Below are 17,991 nucleotides of genomic sequence, written 5' to 3' on the forward strand. Positions count from 1 at the left end.
TCGTTCAACGCACCGCCGCTCGTCCCCGACGTAGGGCGCGCTGTTCTATCGTCCACATACCTCGGTAGGAAATTAAGCCTCAAACAGGCACCTACTGTCTACGGTACAAATGATATTCATTTGTTCAGCCAAATGGCATTTTAACAAACGGACAAACAAAAGTCAACGGTTATTGTGCAACCGCAACCGTGGACGGGTCAACCTTGATGCCAGGGCCCATTGTCGATGTAATCGTGACGTTTTTCACGTACGTCCCTTTTGCCGCCGCCGGTTTAGCTTTCAAAATGGCTTCATAGACGGCCGCGAAGTTTTCAGCCAATTTCTCGTTGTCAAACGATACTTTGCCGATCGGAACGTGGATGTTGCCCGCTTTGTCGACCCGGTATTCCACTTTACCAGCCTTGATTTCTTGCACCGCTTTTGCTACGTCAAACGTGACGGTTCCGGTTTTCGGGTTTGGCATTAACCCTTTCGGCCCTAAAATGCGGCCGAGTTTCCCGACTTCACCCATCATGTCCGGCGTAGCCACAACGACATCAAAGTCAAACCAACCTTGCTGGATTTTGTTGATATATTCTGTATCGCCGACATAGTCAGCGCCAGCTGCTTCTGCTTCTTTCGCTTTTTCCCCTTTCGCGAACACCAACACGCGCGCCACTTTCCCTGTGCCGTGCGGCAGGACGACAGCGCCGCGAATTTGTTGGTCCGCTTTTTTCGGGTCAACACCCAAGCGGAACGCCACTTCCACCGTGGCATCAAATTTCGCGATGTTCGTTTTTTTCACGAGCTCGATTGCTTCAGCAATCGGGTATGCTTTGGAGCGGTCAACGAGCTTCAATGCTTCTAAGTACTTCTTTCCTCTTTTCGGCATGTGAAAAATCCTCCTCGATTGTGGTTTTAGCGGAAAAAACCTCCCACATGGAACATTCTTCGCTTCTTTCGAAAGCGAAGAAGCGGCCGGATGCCCATTCATCAGGCCTGTCTTGCTGTTTTTATTCATGGAGAAAGAGGTTGCCGAATGACGCAACCCCCTTCACAAACGACGCACGGCTTTAGTCTTCAATCACGATGCCCATGCTGCGGGCCGTGCCTTCGATCATGCGCATGGCCGCCTCAATGCTCGCCGCATTCAAATCCGGCATTTTCAGCTCAGCGATCTCACGTACTTTGTCGCGTTTAATTGTCGCCACTTTGTTGCGGTTCGGTTCGCCGGAGCCCGATTCAATGCCTGCCGCTTTTTTCAGCAATACAGCGGCTGGCGGCGTTTTCGTGATGAATGTAAATGAACGGTCTTCAAAAACCGTAATTTCAACCGGAATGATCAACCCTGCTTGGTCCGCCGTGCGGGCATTAAACTCTTTGCAAAACGCCATAATATTGACACCGGCTTGACCCAACGCAGGACCTACTGGCGGCGCCGGATTCGCTTTCCCTGCAGGAATTTGCAGTTTGACGACCTTGATGACTTTTTTCGCCACGAGACACACCTCCTTAAGTCCGTGATGTGGTATTAGGGATTGCCCCTCCCACTCATCCGGCTCCGGTCTACTGAGCCGTTTTCCTATCTCCCGTTCAGTTGAGAGGATCAGCGTAAAACAAAACGGCTCCCTTATACAAAAGTGTATAAGTTCACCGCCATATGCCTCCGTTTAAGAGACATACTGACTTTAAAATAGTATCACTTTTCCCTATCAATTGCAAGTTCTTTATCCATTAGATTTTTTCTATTTGCGAAAACTCAAGCTCCACCCGTGTTTCGCGCCCAAACATATCGACAAGCAGCTTCACTTTATGTTTATCCGGGTCAATCGCTTCAATTTTCCCTGTAAAGTTCGCAAACGGACCTTCTTTGATCCGCACCGTTTCATTTACCTCATAGTCCACGTCAACCTCGGCAAGCGGCATGCCCATCCGCTTCAAGATCATTTTTACTTCTTCCTCCATAAGCGGCGTCGGTTTCGAACCAGCTCCGCTTGAGCCGACAAATCCCGTGACGCCCGGCGTGTTGCGCACGACATACCATGAGTCATCCGTCATGACCATCTCAACGAGCACATAGCCAGGGAACACTTTCTTTTTCGTCGTTTTCCGTTTTCCGTTTTTGACATCCGTTTCCGTCTCTTCCGGAACGACGACGCGAAAAATTTTATCTTGCATTCCCATCGATTCGACGCGTTTTTCCAAATTGGCTTTCACTTTGTTTTCATATCCCGAATATGTATGGACAACATACCAGTTTTTCTCCATCAACAAGCCTCCCCAAGGCGGTTTTCGTTTTGTTTTTTGCGCAAAACAAAAACCCGTTGCCGGGTTCCATACGCGCACGATTATCTTTCATTATAACATATCCTTCATCCGCTTATTCAAACACGAGGCGAATCAACTCAGAAATGCCCAGGTCCACAACGGCAAAAAAGACGGTGAAAAACGCCACCGTGGCCAACACGACCGCCGTGTAGTTCACCAACTCCTTCCGGTTTGGCCAACTCACTTTTTTCAGCTCGCGTACGACTTCTTTTAAAAAGTTGATTACTCGCTGCATCACTCGTACCTCCATCATCGTTCAAAACTATCTCCACCGTCTATTTCGTTTCACGATGGATCGTATGTTTGTTGCATGTTGAGCAAAACTTGTTGGCCATAAGGCGCTCACCAAGGCGACGTATTTGTTTTGCTGCCGTATAGTTTCGGCTTCCGCACTGCGCGCAAGCCAGCGTCACTTTTTGGCGCATCAGCATTCCACCGTTCCTGCGAGATGTCCATAAAAATTTATCATATTGGCTGTTTCGCTGTCAATGACGTCTTTTGATTCGGCGGCGCGATGCCTACAAACTGACCTCGCGGTATTCCAAATATTTCTCGAGCTTCCGCTTGACGCGCTGCAACGCGTTGTCGATCGACTTGACATGGCGGTTCAGCTCTTCGGAAATTTCTTGGTATGAGCGTCCATCCAAATACAAAGCGAGCACTTTCCGCTCGAGGTCGCTGAGCAGTTCCGCCATCTTTAGTTCAATATCGTCGACTTCCTCGCGGTTGACAATCAACTGTTCCGGGTCGGTCACCTGCGTGCCGGACAACACATCCATCAGCGTCCGGTCAGATTCATCGTCATAAATCGGCTTATCCAAGGAAACGTAAGAGTTGAGCGGAATATGCTTTTGGCGGGTCGCCGTTTTAATCGCGGTAATCATTTGCCTTGTGATGCAAAGTTCTGCAAACGCTTTAAATGAGGAAAGCTTGTCCCCCTTAAAATCACGGACGGCCTTATACAGACCGATCATTCCTTCCTGCACGATATCTTCACGATCAGCTCCGACTAAAAAATAGGAGCGAGCTTTGGCGCGCACAAAGTTTTGATATTTATGGATTAAAAAATCAAGTGCTTCCCCATCCCCTTCGTGAACGAGCGCAACAAGCTGCTCATCGTCCAGATGATGATAATCTTTCCCTTTCATTGCTTTCAAGCATTCCCCCACGCTGATCCCCCCGACCGCATCAATCGCTAACATGTATTATACAGGACAAATTTTTACAGCGTCAACCGCTCATTTTTCTCCTCTTCGCCATTTTTCAAAAATTTCAGCAATTCTATCATTTAGCGGAACTTTGGAGGTCGGAGTGCGCTGCCGCATCGCTTTTACTTTTTGGGAAATGTCCCGCTCAACCGTCTCGACTTCATCCAATAGCTCGCGCGCCGACTTGCGCAGGGCGCCTTGGCCGAACACCGTCCATTGTTCAGTGTAGTCGGAGGTAGCGACATACACTTTTGTGCGCGCATTCATCAATGTTTTCGTCAACCGTTCAATTCGCTCATCGGCCGTCTCATGTTCCTTTGTAAAAATGACATCGACGTCGTAATGTTTATACTTTTTCTCGTTTCCTTGCACGAGGTGGGCATCGAATACGATCACGACATGGTCCCCGGTGAATCCTTTGTAGTCAGCCATTTTTTCAATCAATAAATCCCTTGCCGCTGCCAGATCGCCCTCTTCTTTCAACCGGCGCAGCTCCGGCCACGCTCCGATGATGTTATAGCCGTCGACAATCAAAATGTTCATTCGCTACTCTCCCAACGGATACCGCTTCCGGTACACCTCGTACATGAGCAGGCTGGCGGCGACAGAGGCATTGAGTGAGGTGACATGGCCGCGCATCGGCAACCGGAACAAGAAATCGCACTTTTCAAGCACTAGGCGGCTGATCCCTTTTCCTTCGCTCCCGATGACGAGCGCCAACGGCATCGTGCCATCGAGCGAGCGGTAGTCGTCTTGAGCCGACGCATCCGTTCCGGCTACCCACACTCCGCGCTCTTTCAGCTCGTCAATCGTCCGCGCCAAGTTTGTCACACGCGCGACCGGAACGTGCTCAATCGCCCCGGTCGACGCCTTCGCCACCGTTTGGGTCAGCCCGACCGAACGCCGCTTCGGAATAATGAGGCCGTGCGCCCCGACCGCATCAGCGGTGCGCATGATGGCCCCTAAATTATGCGGATCCTCAAGCTCGTCCAAGATGAGAAAAAACGGCGCCTCGCCCCGCTCAGCGGCGCGAGCGAACAAGTCATCGATTTCATAGTAGCGGTAAGCCGCCGCCTGAGCGATCACCCCTTGATGAGCTCCTTCAGCCATCTGATCAAGCTTGCGCTTCGGGACATATTGGACGAGCACGCCCCGCCGCTTTGCCCATTCAAGCACAGGTTCGACGGCATGGCGCTGCGCCCCTTCCGCGATCCAAATTTTATGGATGTCGCGCCCGGCTTTGAGCGCTTCAATGACCGGATTTTTGCCGATAATGTAGTCCATCATTCCAACGCCCTTTCTTCCCTTTCAATAATGGCAAACGAACGGCCGATCAGCTCATCAACCCGCTTTTCATTATTCATCAAAAAATGATAGCCGATGAGCGCCTCAAAGGCCGTGCTATGCCGGTATGTTTGCACATCCGTATTTTTCGGGATTGTGCCTGATTTGGCATTGCGGCCGCGGCGGACGATGTCCTTTTCCTCCTCGGTCAGGACGCCCTCGTCAAGCAACGCCAAAATCACTTGCGCTTGCGCCCGCGCCGACACATAGCGGACCGCCCGCCGATGCAGCTCATGCGGCCGCACGCTGCCACCAGCAAGCAAATGGCGTCGCACATACACCTCGTACACGGCGTCGCCAATATAGGCAAGCGCCAGTCCATTTAACTGCTTCACATCGTTGACCGTTTCAAACTCCGCCATCATCGCGTGCTATCCCCGTTTCCATCTCGTTCCTTGCGGCGTGTCTTCCAAAATAATGTTTTTCGCTCTCAACTCGTCGCGAATGCGGTCGGCCAGAGCAAAATCGCGATTTTTCCGCGCTTCATTTCGCTTTTGGATCAACGCCTCGATTTCCTCATCAAGCAGCTCATCCTGCTTCAAGGTGAGTCCAAGTACGTCCGCCAGCTGTTCGAACTCGCGCAAAAACGCGTGAATGACCTTCTCGGATGTCGTTTTTTCCTGCAAGTACAAGTTGGCCTGCTTCGCCAGTTCAAACAATACGGCAATGCCGTTCGCCGTGTTGAAATCGTCGTCCATTTCACGGATGAACGAGGCGCGGATATCGGCAATGCGCGAAACCCATTCCTCGTCATTGTCCGTTAAGTTCGTGCTTGCCTGCAGGCGATGCTGCAAATTGCTGTACGCCGTCTTCAGGCGCTCGAGTCCGCGCCGCGCACTCTCAAGCAGTTCCTCGCTGTAGTTGATCGGATGGCGGTAATGCACCGACAGCATGAAAAAACGCAGCACTTGCGGGTCGATCTCCCGGATGATATCGTGAACGAGCACGAAATTGCCAAGCGACTTCGACATTTTTTCGTTGTTAATATTTAAATACCCATTGTGCAACCAATATTTTGCAAACGGTTTGCCGGTCAGCGCCTCCGACTGGGCGATTTCGTTTTCATGGTGCGGGAATGTCAAGTCCTGGCCGCCGGCGTGGATATCGATCGTATCGCCCAAATATTTGCGCGCCATCGCCGAACATTCGATATGCCAACCAGGCCGCCCTTTCCCCCATGGACTGTCCCAACAAATTTCTCCTTCCTTTGCTGCTTTCCAAAGGGCGAAATCAAGTGGATCGTCTTTTTTCTCCCCAATTTCGATGCGCGCCCCAGCTTGCAGCTCATCGATCGATTGATGAGACAGCTTGCCGTATTCGCGGAACTTGCGCGTCCGGTAATACACGTCGCCGTCGACTTCGTAGGCATATCCTTTGTCCATGAGCGCCTGAATGAATTCGATAATCGTATCAATGTTTTCGGTCACCCGCGGATGGATGTCCGCTTTTTTGCAGCCAAGCGCCTGAATGTCTTCAAAATACGCCTCAATAAACCGCTCAGCGATCGCCGGCACGCTCTCCCCGAGCTCGCGGGCCGCTTTGATCAACTTGTCATCGACGTCGGTAAAGTTCGATACATACGTCACATCATAGCCGCGGAACTCCAAATAGCGGCGGATCGTGTCAAAAACGATGGCGGCCCGAGCATTGCCGATGTGAATATAATTATAGACGGTCGGGCCGCACACATACATTTTCACTTTATTCGGCTCCAGCGGCTCAAACGGTTCTTTTTTTCGCGTCAGCGTATTATAAAGCCGGATGCTGCTCATACTCGTTCTTCCTTTCTTGTTGTTTCAATGCCTCAAGCTCGCTTTTCAGCCGGGCGATTTCCTCTTCAAGCTCCCGAAACCGGTCGGCGATCGGGTCAGGAAGGTCGGTATGGTTTAAATCTTTCTTCACTTTCACCCCGTCGCGCACAACGACGCGGCCCGGAATGCCAACGACGGTCGAATTGGGCGGCACATCTTTTAACACAACCGACCCGGCACCGATTTTCGAGTTTTCCCCGATCGTAATCGAACCGAGCACTTTCGCGCCGGCAGCGATCAAACAGTTGTCTTTGATCGTCGGGTGCCGCTTCCCTTTTTCTTTCCCTGTCCCGCCTAATGTGACCCCTTGATAGACGGTGACATTGTCGCCGATTTCGCACGTTTCGCCGATCACCACGCCCATGCCGTGGTCGATGAAAAAGCGGCGGCCGATTTTCGCGCCCGGATGGATTTCAATGCCAGTGAAAAAGCGGCTGATTTGCGAAATCAAGCGGGCAAGAAAGTAAAATTTCCGCTTGTAAAGCGCATGGGCAATCCGATGCGCCCAGATGGCATGCAGGCCGGAATACGTTAAAATGACTTCCAAATAGCTTCTCGCCGCCGGGTCTTGCTCAAAAATGACCTCAATATCCTCTTTTAACGTTTTAAACATCATGTCCTCCCTCCATCCCTCTAAGTTGTCTTGAATAAAAAAGCGTCCCTGTGCCGAAGACACAGAGACGCTTTTGGCGCGGTTCCACTCTGTTTAGCGAAACGGGGCTCCGTTTCGCTCACTCGATTCCGATAACGGAGATGCTCCGCTCCCCTCTACTGCAGAACGTCTCTGTTCCGGTTCGAAAGGAGACTCCGAGGCGCACTTCAGACAGCACCGAACATAAGCCGCTTCCAGCCCAGGCGGCTCTCTCTGGGATGCCGATGCTTCCTACTTCTCCTCGTCAACGCTTTTTCTTTATGCGCTTGTTCCATCGAAACTTTGTATTATTATACCACATCCATCATGCAAACGTGCATAGAGGCCGATTAAAATTTTTCTTGCAACACCCGCTCCAGCCGCTCGATCACTTTTTCTTTGCCGAGCAACTGAATGGCAAACGGCAGCTCCGGTCCGTGCGTTTGTCCCGTCACCGCCGCGCGGATCGGCATAAACAACTTTTTCCCTTTTTGCCCGGTCGCCTTTTGCACCGCTTTAATGGCCGCTTTAATCTCGTCTGCCGTAAACGGCTCAAGCTCACGCACGCTCTCAAGGAAGGTGGAAAGCACAGACGGCACTTGCTCTTCAGCAAGCACTTGACGCGCCTCGTCCTCGTAGTCGATTTCTTCTTTAAAGAACAACTCAGACAGCGGAACGATCTCCGCCCCGTAGCTCATTTGCTCTTGATACAAAGCAATTAAATCGCGCGCCCATTGCCGCTGTTCGTCCGTCATATCCGCCGGCAGGCGCCCGGCTTTCACTAAATGCGGCAAGGCCAGCTCGACAAGCCGGTCAAGATCAAGCTTTTTGATATATTGGTTGTTCATCCATGTCAGCTTTTTCGTATCAAACATGGACGGCGATTTTGACAGCCGAGAGACATCGAACATGCGGATCAGTTCGTCTTTCGTAAAAATTTCTTCCTCTCCTTCCGGCGACCAGCCTAAGAGGGCGAAAAAGTTGAACATCGCTTCCGGCAAATAGCCAAGTTCTTTGTATTGCGAGACGAACTGAATGATTGATTCATCGCGCTTAGACAGCTTTTTCCGCTGCTCGTTGACGATCAACGTCAAGTGCGCGAACTGCGGCGGCTCCCAGCCGAAGTACTCGTATACCATGAGCTGCTTCGGCGTATTGGACAAATGTTCCTCACCGCGAAACACATGGCTGATTTCCATTAAATGGTCGTCGATGACAACAGCGAAATTGTATGTCGGAATGCCATTCGCCTTGACAATCACCCAATCGCCGCCGACATCTTTCGATTCAAACACCACTTTGCCGCGCACTAAATCGTAAAACTCGTACGTTTTCCCTTCCGGCACCTTCAGGCGGATCGTATACGGCTTCCCTTGCGCCTCAAGCTCCGCGACCTGCTCCGGCGTCAAATGGCGGCATTTGCCGCTGTACTGCGGAGCGGCGATGCCGGCCGCCCGCTGCGCCTCCCGCTCGCGCTCGAGCTCTTCCGGCGTGCAAAAACATTTGTATGCATGCCCTTGCTCAAGCAATTCATTCACATATTTTCGGTAAATATCGAGCCGCTCCGTTTGCCGGTACGGCCCGTAGCCGCCATCTTGATCAATCGATTCATCATAATCAATGCCGAGCCATTTTAAGTTTTCGAGCTGCGACTTTTCGCCGCCTTCGACGTTCCGTTCAATATCCGTATCCTCGATGCGGACGATCATTTTTCCACCGTGATGGCGGGCAAACAAATAGTTAAACAGCGCGGTCCGCGCCCCGCCGATATGCAAATGGCCGGTTGGGCTCGGCGCATAGCGCACGCGCACCTCTTTTGCCATCATCCAAACCCTCCACTTCCATCAAAGCTTGTGCTATTATTGTACCGTTTATCGCGGCAAAGTTCAAAACAGACAGCTCTCGCCTAAGCCGCTCCACACCGCCGACGCCCCCCTTTACACCTCCTAGCCAGGACGGCAAACAAAGCGCTTATGTATGAAGGAACGAGGTCTTCCCAAATGATGTTGCCAAAGTCCGCTCCATTAGCTTTTTTGCAGCAAGACGACCGCCTGGGCGGCAATGCCTTCCCCTCGCCCAGTGAATCCAAGCTTCTCCGTCGTCGTTGCCTTCACATTGACTTGCGATCGCTCGGCTTCCAGCAACCGAGCGATCACCGTCCTCATTTCTTCAATATACGGCGCCATCTTCGGCTTTTGTGCGATGATCGTGCAGTCGGCGTTCACGAGCCTATACCCTTCCTGACGAGCAAGCGCCCATACGTGCGCCAACAGCTCAGCCGAGTCGGCATCTTTAAAGCGCGGATCTGTGTCCGGAAAATGCCGGCCGATATCGCCGGCGCCGATTGCCCCAAGGCATGCGTCCGCCACCGCATGAAGCAGCACGTCGGCATCTGAGTGGCCGAGCAGCCCCTTTTCATACGGAATGGTGACGCCGCCAATGATCAGCGGACGCCCTTCAACAAGCTGATGGACGTCAAACCCTTGTCCAATGCGAAACATCTCTCCACCCCCATCTATTCGGCCATCCGGCTTGCCAAAATCGCCTCAGCAAACAAAAGGTCCTCCGGCGTCGTCATCTTAATATTGCGATAATCCCCTTCAATGATCTTCACCGGCTTGCCGATTCGCTCCACAAGGCTGGCGTCATCCGTGCCGAGATAGCCAGCCTGTTTCGCCGCTTCGTGCGCTTCCATGATCAAAGACAGACGAAAAGCTTGTGGCGTCTGCACCGCCCACAAGCTGGAACGATCAATCGTCTGTTCGACAAACAAACCGTTCGCTTTTTTGATCGTATCTTTCACCCGCACTGCCGGGATCGCCGCCCCGTACTGAACAGCGGCGTTCACGAGCTCGTGCAAATGATGGACGCGGACAAACGGGCGGGCGCCGTCATGGATGAGAACAATCTCCTCCCCCGCGAGCGCCTGCAATCCGTTATAGACGCTATGCTGCCGCTCCTCGCCGCCGTCGGTAAGCGCGGCGACTTTTCGAATGCGAAAGCGGGCGAGCAGCTGCTCAAATCGGCTTCGCTCGGCTGGGTTGACGACGAGCACGATGCGGGTGCACCGCTCATCGCGCTCAAACACGTTCAGCGTCCGAACGATGAGCGGCTCACCGCCAAGCTCAAGGAATTGCTTGTTCATGCCGGCGTTCATCCGCTTTCCTCGCCCGGCCGCCAAGACAATCGCTTCGTAATTCATTGGCCGTTTCCCCTATTCGTTTTACAACACTTTTTGCAGCAATTTCAATTTGGCAAAAATCATTCTCCCTGCAGATGTTTGTAACACGCTGGTGACTAAAACGTCAACCCGTTTGCCAATATATTCTTTGCCATCTTCGACGACGATCATCGTCCCGTCGTCCAAATAGGCCACGCCTTGGTTATGCTCCTTCCCATCTTTAATGACGTGTACGTTCAGCTCCTCGCCTGGCAGCACGACCGGTTTGACGGCATTCGCTAAATCGTTGATATTCAAAACACGCACGTTTTGCAGCTCACATACTTTGTTTAAATTGAAATCGTTCGTCACCACAACGCCTTGCAGCTGCTTCGCCAGCTTGACAAGTTTGCTGTCGACTTCCTGGACATCGCTGAAATCTGCTTCATGGATTTCCACTTTCATCGCCATTTCTTTTTGGATGCGGTTCAAAATATCCAAGCCGCGGCGGCCGCGGTTCCGCTTCAGCACATCGGACGAATCAGCGATATGCTGCAATTCTTCGAGCACAAACCGCGGAATGACAAGCGGTCCTTCCAAAAACCCAGTTTGGCAAATGTCTGCGATCCGCCCGTCGATGATGACGCTTGTATCCAAAATTTTCACAGCACCGCCCTTTGACGGTTCGTTTTCCGCTTCTCCACCTTTTTTCTTCGCCATGCGGTTGGACAAGGAAAATAAGTTCATCAACTCATTCCGTTTCTTTAAACCGACTCGAAACCCTAAGTAGCCAAGCAACACCGTCAAAAAAATCGGCAACACCGTATTCAACACTTGAATGTGAAACGACTGCAACGGCATGACAACGAAAAACGCGATAATAAGACCGAAAATCAGCCCGAGACTGCCAAACAGCACGTCGGCGGCCGGCGCCTTCACGAGCGTTTCCTCCACCCAGCGAATCATGTCAACGACATAATCAACAAGCCAAAACGTCAACAAAAAGAAAACGACTGCCCCTAGCACCGCCAGCGTATAAGAATTATGGAGAAGCGGCATGCCGCTCACATTCATCAGCTTAAGCAAGTCAGGAAAAAACATGGCGCCTAACGTTCCACCCACGGCGAGGAAAAATAATTGCACAATGCGTTTGACCATCAGCCCATCTTCACCTCCCTATTTAACATTATAAACAGTTTCCCATGTTTGAAACCAATTGGAAGGCAATTTTTCATCGTTTTTGAACATTCGACATGTGCTTGTAACAATGGGTAGAACACATTTGCCAAACGTCGGGTTAGTTTAGGAGCTTTTATTATTTTTTACGTACATCAGGGCAAATCGGATTTGTTTAGGGGCCTCTACTTATTTTTTACGTACATCAACGCAAAAGGGTTCAATTTTTTCGGTTGTCTATGCCCCCGCTTGAGCGCTTAAAAAACGAGGAGGCGATTGGACTTTCACTCATACCTTTGGACGCAAAGAAATGGGCCGCGCAGATGGGGGAGCGTTTAACACATTGTATGCTCAAGCGCCTCGGCCACATGCGAAACACCGATCACTTGCACACCTTTTGGCGGCTGCCAGCCGGCTAAATTGTTTTTTGGCACAATGATGCGGGAAAAGCCTAATTTTACCGCCTCCTGTACGCGCTGTTCGATGCGCGAGACGCGGCGCACCTCTCCAGTTAAGCCGACTTCGCCGATAATGACATCCGCCGGATTCGTCGGCCGATCGCGGAAACTTGAGGCGATGCTGACAGCGACCGCCAAATCAATGGCCGGCTCATCAAGCTTCACACCGCCCGCCACTTTCAAATAAGCATCTTGGTTTTGCAACAGCAGCCCAACCCGCTTTTCGAGCACGGCCATCAAAAGCGACACACGGTTATGGTCAAGGCCGGTCGCCATCCGTCTCGGGTTGCCGAAGCTCGTCGGCGAGACGAGCGCCTGGATTTCCACGAGCACCGGCCGCGTCCCTTCCATCGCTGCCACGACCGTCGAGCCAGCCGCTCCGCGCGACCGTTCTTCTAAAAACACTTCTGATGGGTTTTCCACTTCCTTCAGCCCAATGTCGCGCATCTCAAAAATGCCGATTTCGTTCGTTGAGCCAAAACGGTTTTTCACCGCTCGCAAAATGCGGTACGTATGATGCCGCTCCCCTTCAAAATAGAGAACGGTGTCCACCATATGTTCGAGCAGGCGCGGCCCGGCGATCGCCCCTTCCTTCGTCACATGACCGACGATAAAAATGGCAATGCCTTTTGTTTTCGCCAGCTTCATCAGCTCGGCCGTGCATTCGCGCACTTGGGCGACGCTGCCCGGTGCAGAGGAAATATCGGTGCGATACACCGTCTGAATCGAATCAATGATGACACAAGCAGGTTGAACCGTTTCAACCGCTGCCACAATGTATTCCAAATCTGCTTCCGCCAACACGTACAGCTGATGGCACTCCGCACGAAGGCGTCCAGCGCGCAACTTTACTTGTTTGACCGATTCCTCGCCGGAGACATACAGCACTTGATGCCCATCGGCGGCCAGCTGCGCTGATGTTTGCAAAAGCAACGTTGATTTGCCAATGCCAGGGTCGCCGCCGATCAAAACGAGCGAACCTTTGACGATTCCACCGCCCAACACGCGATCGAGCTCCGCGCTGTTCGTTTTCATGCGCGGCTCTTGCACCGCCTCCACGGCTGTAATCGGGACCGGTTTGGCCGAACCCGCCCGCTCCGAATGAAGAAATGCGCCGCGCACAGTCGGTTTCTCCTGCTCAATTTCCTCAACAAACGAATTCCATGTTTGGCATCCCGGACAGCGTCCAAGCCATTTGGCCGACTCATATCCACACTCTTGGCAAACGAACTTCGTTTTCTTCTTCGCCATCGATCTTAACCCTTTCTGTAACATTTTCCAACGAAAAAAGGCATGGGCAGGAAGCTGCCGCATGCCTTTTCTTCCCTCACACGACCGCCTGTTTTGACAATACGACAAACTCCCCGTCTTTGACATCCACAACGACTTTTTGCCCTTTGGCGATCGTGCCTTTTAACAATTCTTCGGACAAACGGTCTTCAACATGCTTTTGCAAGGCGCGGCGCAGCGGGCGGGCACCGTATTCTGGATCGAACCCTTCGGCGGCGATTTTCTCAATGGCGACCTCTGTCAGCTCAAGATCAATGTCTTGCTCTTTCAACCGCTTCACGAGCGTATCGGCCATCAATCGGACGATTTGTTTCAGATGGTCTTTTTCGAGCGAATGGAAGACGATGATTTCGTCGATCCGGTTTAAAAACTCTGGACGGAATGCTTTTTTCAGCTCATCCATCACTTTGCTTTTCATATCTTTGTATTGCTGGTTCCCATCTTGAATGTTGAAGCCAACGTACTTATTCCGTTTCAGCGCATCGGCGCCGACGTTGGACGTCATGATGATGATCGTGTTGCGGAAGTCGACCGTCCGCCCTTTCGAGTCAGTCAGCCGCCCATCTTCCAACACTTGCAGCAAAATATTGAACACGTCCGGATGCGCTTTTTCCATCTCATCTAACAAGACAACCGAATACGGCTTGCGGCGCACTTTTTCCGTCAGCTGGCCGCCTTCTTCATAACCGACATACCCCGGCGGCGACCCGATGAGCCGCGATGTCGAGTGTTTTTCCATATACTCGGACATATCGATGCGAATGAGGGCGTCTTCATCGCCAAACATCGCTTCTGCCAAGGCTCGAGCCAACTCTGTTTTCCCAACGCCGGTCGGACCAAGGAAAATGAACGAACCGATCGGGCGTTTCGGGTCTTTCAGGCCAGCACGGGCGCGGCGCACCGCTTTGGCGACCGCTTTGACCGCCTCGTCTTGGCCGACGACACGCGAATGCAAAATTTCTTCCAGCTTGAGCAGCCGCTCCGTTTCCGTCTCAGCGAGCTTCGATACCGGAATGCCGGTCCAACTCGAGACGACCGCGGCGATGTCTTCGACCGTCACTTCCAAATTTTCTTGGCCTTGTTTTTCTTTCCACGCACGTTTCGTTTCCTCCAGTTCTTCGCGCAGCCGCTGTTCCATATCGCGCAGCGACGCCGCTTTTTCAAATTCTTGGCTTTGCACGGCCGCGTCTTTTTCTTTCCGCACTTCCTCGAGCTTTTGTTCAAGTTCTTTCAATTTCGGCGGTGCGGTGAACGAACGAAGGCGCACTTTCGAGCAAGCCTCGTCGATCAAATCGATCGCCTTATCCGGCAAGAAACGGTCGGTAATGTAGCGGTCGGACAACTTGACAGCTTGCACGATCGCCTCGTCGGAAATCGAAACGCGGTGATGCGCTTCATACCGATCGCGCAACCCTTTTAAAATTTGGATCGATTCTTCCACTGTCGGTTCATCAACGTAAATCGGCTGAAAGCGGCGTTCAAGCGCGGCGTCTTTTTCAATATATTTCCGGTATTCATCGAGCGTTGTCGCGCCGATGCATTGAAGCTCCCCGCGCGCCAACGCCGGTTTCAAAATGTTCGACGCGTCGATCGCTCCTTCTGCCCCACCGGCGCCAATTAATGTATGCAGCTCATCGATGAACAAGATGATGTTGCCCGCTTGACGAATTTCATCCATCACTTTTTTCAGCCGGTCTTCAAATTCCCCCCGGTATTTCGTTCCGGCGACGACCGTCCCCATATCGAGCGTCATGACCCGCTTGTCGCGCAGCGTTTCCGGCACTTCGTTATTGACGATTTGTTGGGCTAACCCTTCAGCAATGGCCGTTTTCCCAACGCCCGGCTCGCCGATCAACACCGGATTATTTTTCGTCCGCCGGCTTAATACTTCAATGACGCGCTGAATTTCTTTACTGCGGCCGATGACCGGGTCCAGCCGCCCTTCGCGGGCAATCGCTGTCAAATCGCGGGCGAGGCTGTCAAGCGTCGGAGTGCTCACATGCGACGCGCCGCCGCCATGGCCTGACATCGACTCATTGCTGCCGAGCAGCTGCAACACTTGCTGGCGCGCTTTGTTCAAGCTTACTCCCAAGTTGTTCAGCACGCGGGCGGCCACCCCTTCGCCTTCGCGGATCAACCCAAGCAAAATATGTTCTGTGCCGACGTATGAATGGCCGAGCTTCCGCGCTTCATCCATCGACAGCTCAATTACTTTTTTCGCCCGCGGTGTATAGTGGATCGTATGCGACACTTCACTGCCACGGCCGATGAGCGATTCGACTTCTTTTTGAATTTTATCTGGGCCGAGCCCAAGCGCCATGAGCGCCTTAGCCGCGATCCCCTCGCCCTCACGAATGAGGCCAAGCAAAATATGTTCTGTGCCGATATTGTTATGGCCAAGGCGAATGGCTTCTTCCTGCGCCAGCGCCAGCACTTTTTGCGCCCGTTCCGTAAATCTGCCAAACATCATCGTTCATCACCCTCCATCTTTCTTCGTTCCTCCATCTTTAAACGCTCCCGGATCAGCGCCGCGCGGCGGACGTCCCGTTCTTCAGGGCGAAGCGCCCCGCCGGCATATTGCTGCAAAAATCCCGGCTGCGTCAAAATCATCAGCTCATTTAAAATGTTGCGCGAGATGTTCTTGATATATCCTAGATCAATCCCTAAGCGAACATCGGACAGACATTGCGCCGCTTCTTTTGATTCGATGACGCGGCAGTTGGCCAGTATGCCGTATGAACGGAACACCTTGTCTTCTAATTGTATGCCCAAAGTTTTCACTAATGCCTGACGAGCCGCTCTTTCTTGGGCGATCAGCTGCTGAACGATCGTATGCAAATCAGCAACAATGTCTTCCTCCGATTTCCCAAGCGTGATCTGGTTGGAAATTTGGAATATATTCCCCAACGCTTCACTCCCTTCACCGTATGTTCCACGGACAACAAGCCCAAGCTGGTTGATGGCAGGAATAATACGGTTAATTTGCTGCGTCAGCACAAGCGCCGGAAGATGCATCATCACCGAAGCCCGTAATCCCGTCCCGACATTGGTCGGGCAGCTCGTTAAATAACCAAGCCGCTCGTCAAAGGCATAGTTGACATACCCTTCAATCCAATCGTCCAATTCGCTCGCCGCCTCGAGAGCCTCAGCAAGCTGCAACCCCGGGAATAGGCATTGGATGCGGATATGATCCTCCTCGTTGATCATGATGCTGATTTCTTCATTTTCCGAAAGCAGACAAGCGCCAAACGGCGAATCTTCAGCCAGATGCGGACTAATTAAGTGTTTTTCTACCAATACCCGTTTTTCAATCGGTTGAAGCTCCGACATTTTCAACAACTCGAAGCGGCCTGCCCCTCCGTAAGAACGATGAGCGAACGTCCGTTCAAACAACGCGACGATTTGCATCGCTTCTTCACTGCTAAACAGCGTTGGAAAACGAAAGTCAACGATGTTGCGCGCCAGTCGGATGCGACTGCTTAAGACGATGTCCGAATCCGGCCCCTCTTGGCTCATCCACGCGCTGACCGCCGTATTGAAAAACTTCTCGAACGACATACCGCTTACATATCCCCCTCTCCGCGTCGACGCAGTTCATCCTCCAACGAGCGGATTTGGTCGCGCACCTCGGCCGCTCGCTCGAATTCCTCACGAGCGACGAGCTCCTGAAGCTTTTGTTTCAACATAGCAAGTTGCTTGCGCAAATGGAGAACGCCGCCTTTTCGCTTCGGAATTTTTCCTGAATGAGCGGTATTGCCGCTATGGAGCCGTTTCAAAATCGGCGGCAAGTAGCGTGCAAACGTCCGGTAGCAGTTAGCGCAGCCGAACCGCCCGATTTGTGTGAATTGATGGTATGTCATTTGGCACGTCTCACATTGAAGTACATCCGGGTTCGGAAACGCGTTCGCCGTCATCTCTTTCATCGGCGCTTGAAAGTTAAGAAGCCCCGCCAACAAGTTGTTGAGTGAAAAATCATCATTGCCGTAGAACGTAAACATATGGCCATGCTCTCTGGCGCATTGCTCGCAAAGATGGAACTCCGTTTTCTCTCCATTTACAATTTTTGTAAAGTGCATCGTGGCCGGCCGCTGCTTGCATTCTTGGCAAATCAATGCCTCCCCCTCCCCCTATTTGTATTTCAGCGACGTCAGCATCGCTTTTAACATGCGGGCCCGCAGTTCGTCCCGCTCGGGCAAATCGATATATAAAACAGAACGATCCATAGCGCTTAACATAATGTTCGCTTCCCGCTCCGAAATTACCTTTTCTTCAACGAGACGTTTTACCACATCTTCGGCATTCGATTGGCTGATGCGGTGGCCGATAAGCTCGAGCAGCTGGTCAATAAGCTGCGCTTCACTCTTTGTCTTCACTTTCATAATGCGGATATACCCACCGCCACCGCGCTTGCTTTCGACGATGTACCCTCTTTCAAGGGTAAACCTCGTATTGATGACATAGTTGATCTGAGACGGAACACATTGGAACTTATTAGCGATTTCGCTTCGCTTAATTTCAACGATATCTTGGTCGCTCATATTGAGCACTTGCTTTAAATATTGCTCAATGATGTCGGAAATGTTCGGCACTCTACCTACCACCTTCC

20 protein-coding genes and 2 other annotated features (1 of these 22 only partly in view) are annotated in these 17,991 nt (G+C 52.0%); all 20 genes read right to left on the minus strand.

What is annotated here, in order from left to right; all coding sequences use genetic code 11:
* Nucleotides 1-122 (minus strand) — a sequence feature (ribosomal protein L10 leader region); it reaches 42 nt to the left of the window's first position.
* 47 nt (nt 123-169) lie between these two features.
* Complete coding sequence (gene rplA / locus B9L19_RS17955) at nt 170-871, minus strand: 50S ribosomal protein L1 (protein WP_012820483.1); 702 nt, start codon at nt 869-871, stop codon at nt 170-172.
* A 181-nt stretch (nt 872-1,052) separates the two neighbouring features.
* Nucleotides 1,053-1,478 carry a 50S ribosomal protein L11 gene (gene rplK, locus B9L19_RS17960; protein ID WP_011229608.1) on the minus strand — a complete coding sequence of 142 codons (426 nt, stop codon included), beginning with the start codon at nt 1,476-1,478 and terminating at the stop codon, nt 1,053-1,055.
* A gap of 235 nt (nt 1,479-1,713) precedes the next feature.
* The gene (gene nusG, locus B9L19_RS17965; protein ID WP_012820482.1) at nt 1,714-2,247 is read right to left on the minus strand and encodes a transcription termination/antitermination protein NusG; all 534 of its coding nucleotides are present in this window, start codon (nt 2,245-2,247) and stop codon (nt 1,714-1,716) included.
* A gap of 112 nt (nt 2,248-2,359) precedes the next feature.
* A complete protein-coding gene (gene secE, locus B9L19_RS17970; protein ID WP_012820481.1) occupies nt 2,360-2,542 on the minus strand; it encodes a preprotein translocase subunit SecE in 183 nt (60 codons plus the stop codon).
* A 40-nt stretch (nt 2,543-2,582) separates the two neighbouring features.
* The gene (gene rpmG, locus B9L19_RS17975; protein WP_012820480.1) at nt 2,583-2,732 is read right to left on the minus strand and encodes a 50S ribosomal protein L33; all 150 of its coding nucleotides are present in this window, start codon (nt 2,730-2,732) and stop codon (nt 2,583-2,585) included.
* 93 nt (nt 2,733-2,825) lie between these two features.
* The gene (sigH, locus tag B9L19_RS17980; protein WP_047752424.1) at nt 2,826-3,509 is read right to left on the minus strand and encodes an RNA polymerase sporulation sigma factor SigH; all 684 of its coding nucleotides are present in this window, start codon (nt 3,507-3,509) and stop codon (nt 2,826-2,828) included.
* 36 nt (nt 3,510-3,545) lie between these two features.
* Complete coding sequence (locus B9L19_RS17985; RefSeq protein WP_047752425.1) at nt 3,546-4,058, minus strand: NYN domain-containing protein; 513 nt, start codon at nt 4,056-4,058, stop codon at nt 3,546-3,548.
* A 3-nt stretch (nt 4,059-4,061) separates the two neighbouring features.
* Nucleotides 4,062-4,799 (minus strand): 23S rRNA (guanosine(2251)-2'-O)-methyltransferase RlmB, encoded by a 738-nt coding sequence (gene rlmB / locus B9L19_RS17990; RefSeq protein WP_047752426.1) that lies wholly within the window; start codon nt 4,797-4,799, stop codon nt 4,062-4,064.
* Nucleotides 4,799-5,224, minus strand: coding sequence for a Mini-ribonuclease 3 (locus tag B9L19_RS17995; RefSeq protein ID WP_033024296.1), 426 nt, complete (start codon nt 5,222-5,224; stop codon nt 4,799-4,801). Before B9L19_RS17995 ends, rlmB begins: the two co-directional genes overlap by 1 nt.
* Before the next feature lie 6 nt (nt 5,225-5,230).
* Entirely contained in the window at nt 5,231-6,631 is a 1,401-nt protein-coding gene (cysS, locus tag B9L19_RS18000; protein ID WP_047752427.1) for a cysteine--tRNA ligase, read from the minus strand.
* On the minus strand, nt 6,609-7,346 hold the full coding sequence (gene cysE / locus B9L19_RS18005; protein ID WP_020754402.1) for a serine O-acetyltransferase: 738 nt from the start codon (nt 7,344-7,346) through the stop codon (nt 6,609-6,611). Before cysE ends, cysS begins: the two co-directional genes overlap by 23 nt.
* Nucleotides 7,344-7,579, minus strand: a binding site (T-box leader). It overlaps the preceding gene by 3 nt.
* A 72-nt stretch (nt 7,580-7,651) precedes the next feature.
* Nucleotides 7,652-9,124, minus strand: coding sequence for a glutamate--tRNA ligase (gene gltX / locus B9L19_RS18010; protein ID WP_025950553.1), 1,473 nt, complete (start codon nt 9,122-9,124; stop codon nt 7,652-7,654).
* 201 nt (nt 9,125-9,325) lie between these two features.
* Nucleotides 9,326-9,802, minus strand: coding sequence for a 2-C-methyl-D-erythritol 2,4-cyclodiphosphate synthase (gene ispF, locus B9L19_RS18015; RefSeq protein WP_025950552.1), 477 nt, complete (start codon nt 9,800-9,802; stop codon nt 9,326-9,328).
* Nucleotides 9,803-9,816: 14 nt separating this feature from the next.
* Nucleotides 9,817-10,503, minus strand: a complete 687-nt coding sequence (gene ispD, locus B9L19_RS18020; RefSeq protein WP_025950551.1) for a 2-C-methyl-D-erythritol 4-phosphate cytidylyltransferase — start codon at nt 10,501-10,503, stop codon at nt 9,817-9,819.
* 21 nt (nt 10,504-10,524) lie between these two features.
* Nucleotides 10,525-11,619 (minus strand): PIN/TRAM domain-containing protein, encoded by a 1,095-nt coding sequence (locus tag B9L19_RS18025; protein ID WP_047752428.1) that lies wholly within the window; start codon nt 11,617-11,619, stop codon nt 10,525-10,527.
* 353 nt (nt 11,620-11,972) lie between these two features.
* A complete protein-coding gene (radA, locus tag B9L19_RS18030) occupies nt 11,973-13,346 on the minus strand; it encodes a DNA repair protein RadA (RefSeq protein ID WP_025950549.1) in 1,374 nt (457 codons plus the stop codon).
* A gap of 76 nt (nt 13,347-13,422) precedes the next feature.
* Complete coding sequence (gene clpC, locus B9L19_RS18035) at nt 13,423-15,855, minus strand: ATP-dependent protease ATP-binding subunit ClpC (protein WP_047752429.1); 2,433 nt, start codon at nt 15,853-15,855, stop codon at nt 13,423-13,425.
* Nucleotides 15,852-16,943 carry a protein-arginine kinase McsB gene (gene mcsB / locus B9L19_RS18040; RefSeq protein ID WP_011229592.1) on the minus strand — a complete coding sequence of 364 codons (1,092 nt, stop codon included), beginning with the start codon at nt 16,941-16,943 and terminating at the stop codon, nt 15,852-15,854. The genes clpC and mcsB overlap by 4 nt, the downstream gene beginning before the upstream one ends.
* A 5-nt stretch (nt 16,944-16,948) precedes the next feature.
* Entirely contained in the window at nt 16,949-17,497 is a 549-nt protein-coding gene (mcsA, locus tag B9L19_RS18045; RefSeq protein ID WP_011229591.1) for a protein-arginine kinase activator protein McsA, read from the minus strand.
* A gap of 15 nt (nt 17,498-17,512) precedes the next feature.
* Nucleotides 17,513-17,974 carry a transcriptional regulator CtsR gene (ctsR, locus tag B9L19_RS18050; protein ID WP_025950548.1) on the minus strand — a complete coding sequence of 154 codons (462 nt, stop codon included), beginning with the start codon at nt 17,972-17,974 and terminating at the stop codon, nt 17,513-17,515.
* Between the last annotated feature and the right edge of the window lie 17 nt (nt 17,975-17,991).

This window comes from Geobacillus thermocatenulatus, from assembly GCF_002217655.1.
GTDB lineage: Bacteria > Bacillota > Bacilli > Bacillales > Anoxybacillaceae > Geobacillus > Geobacillus thermocatenulatus.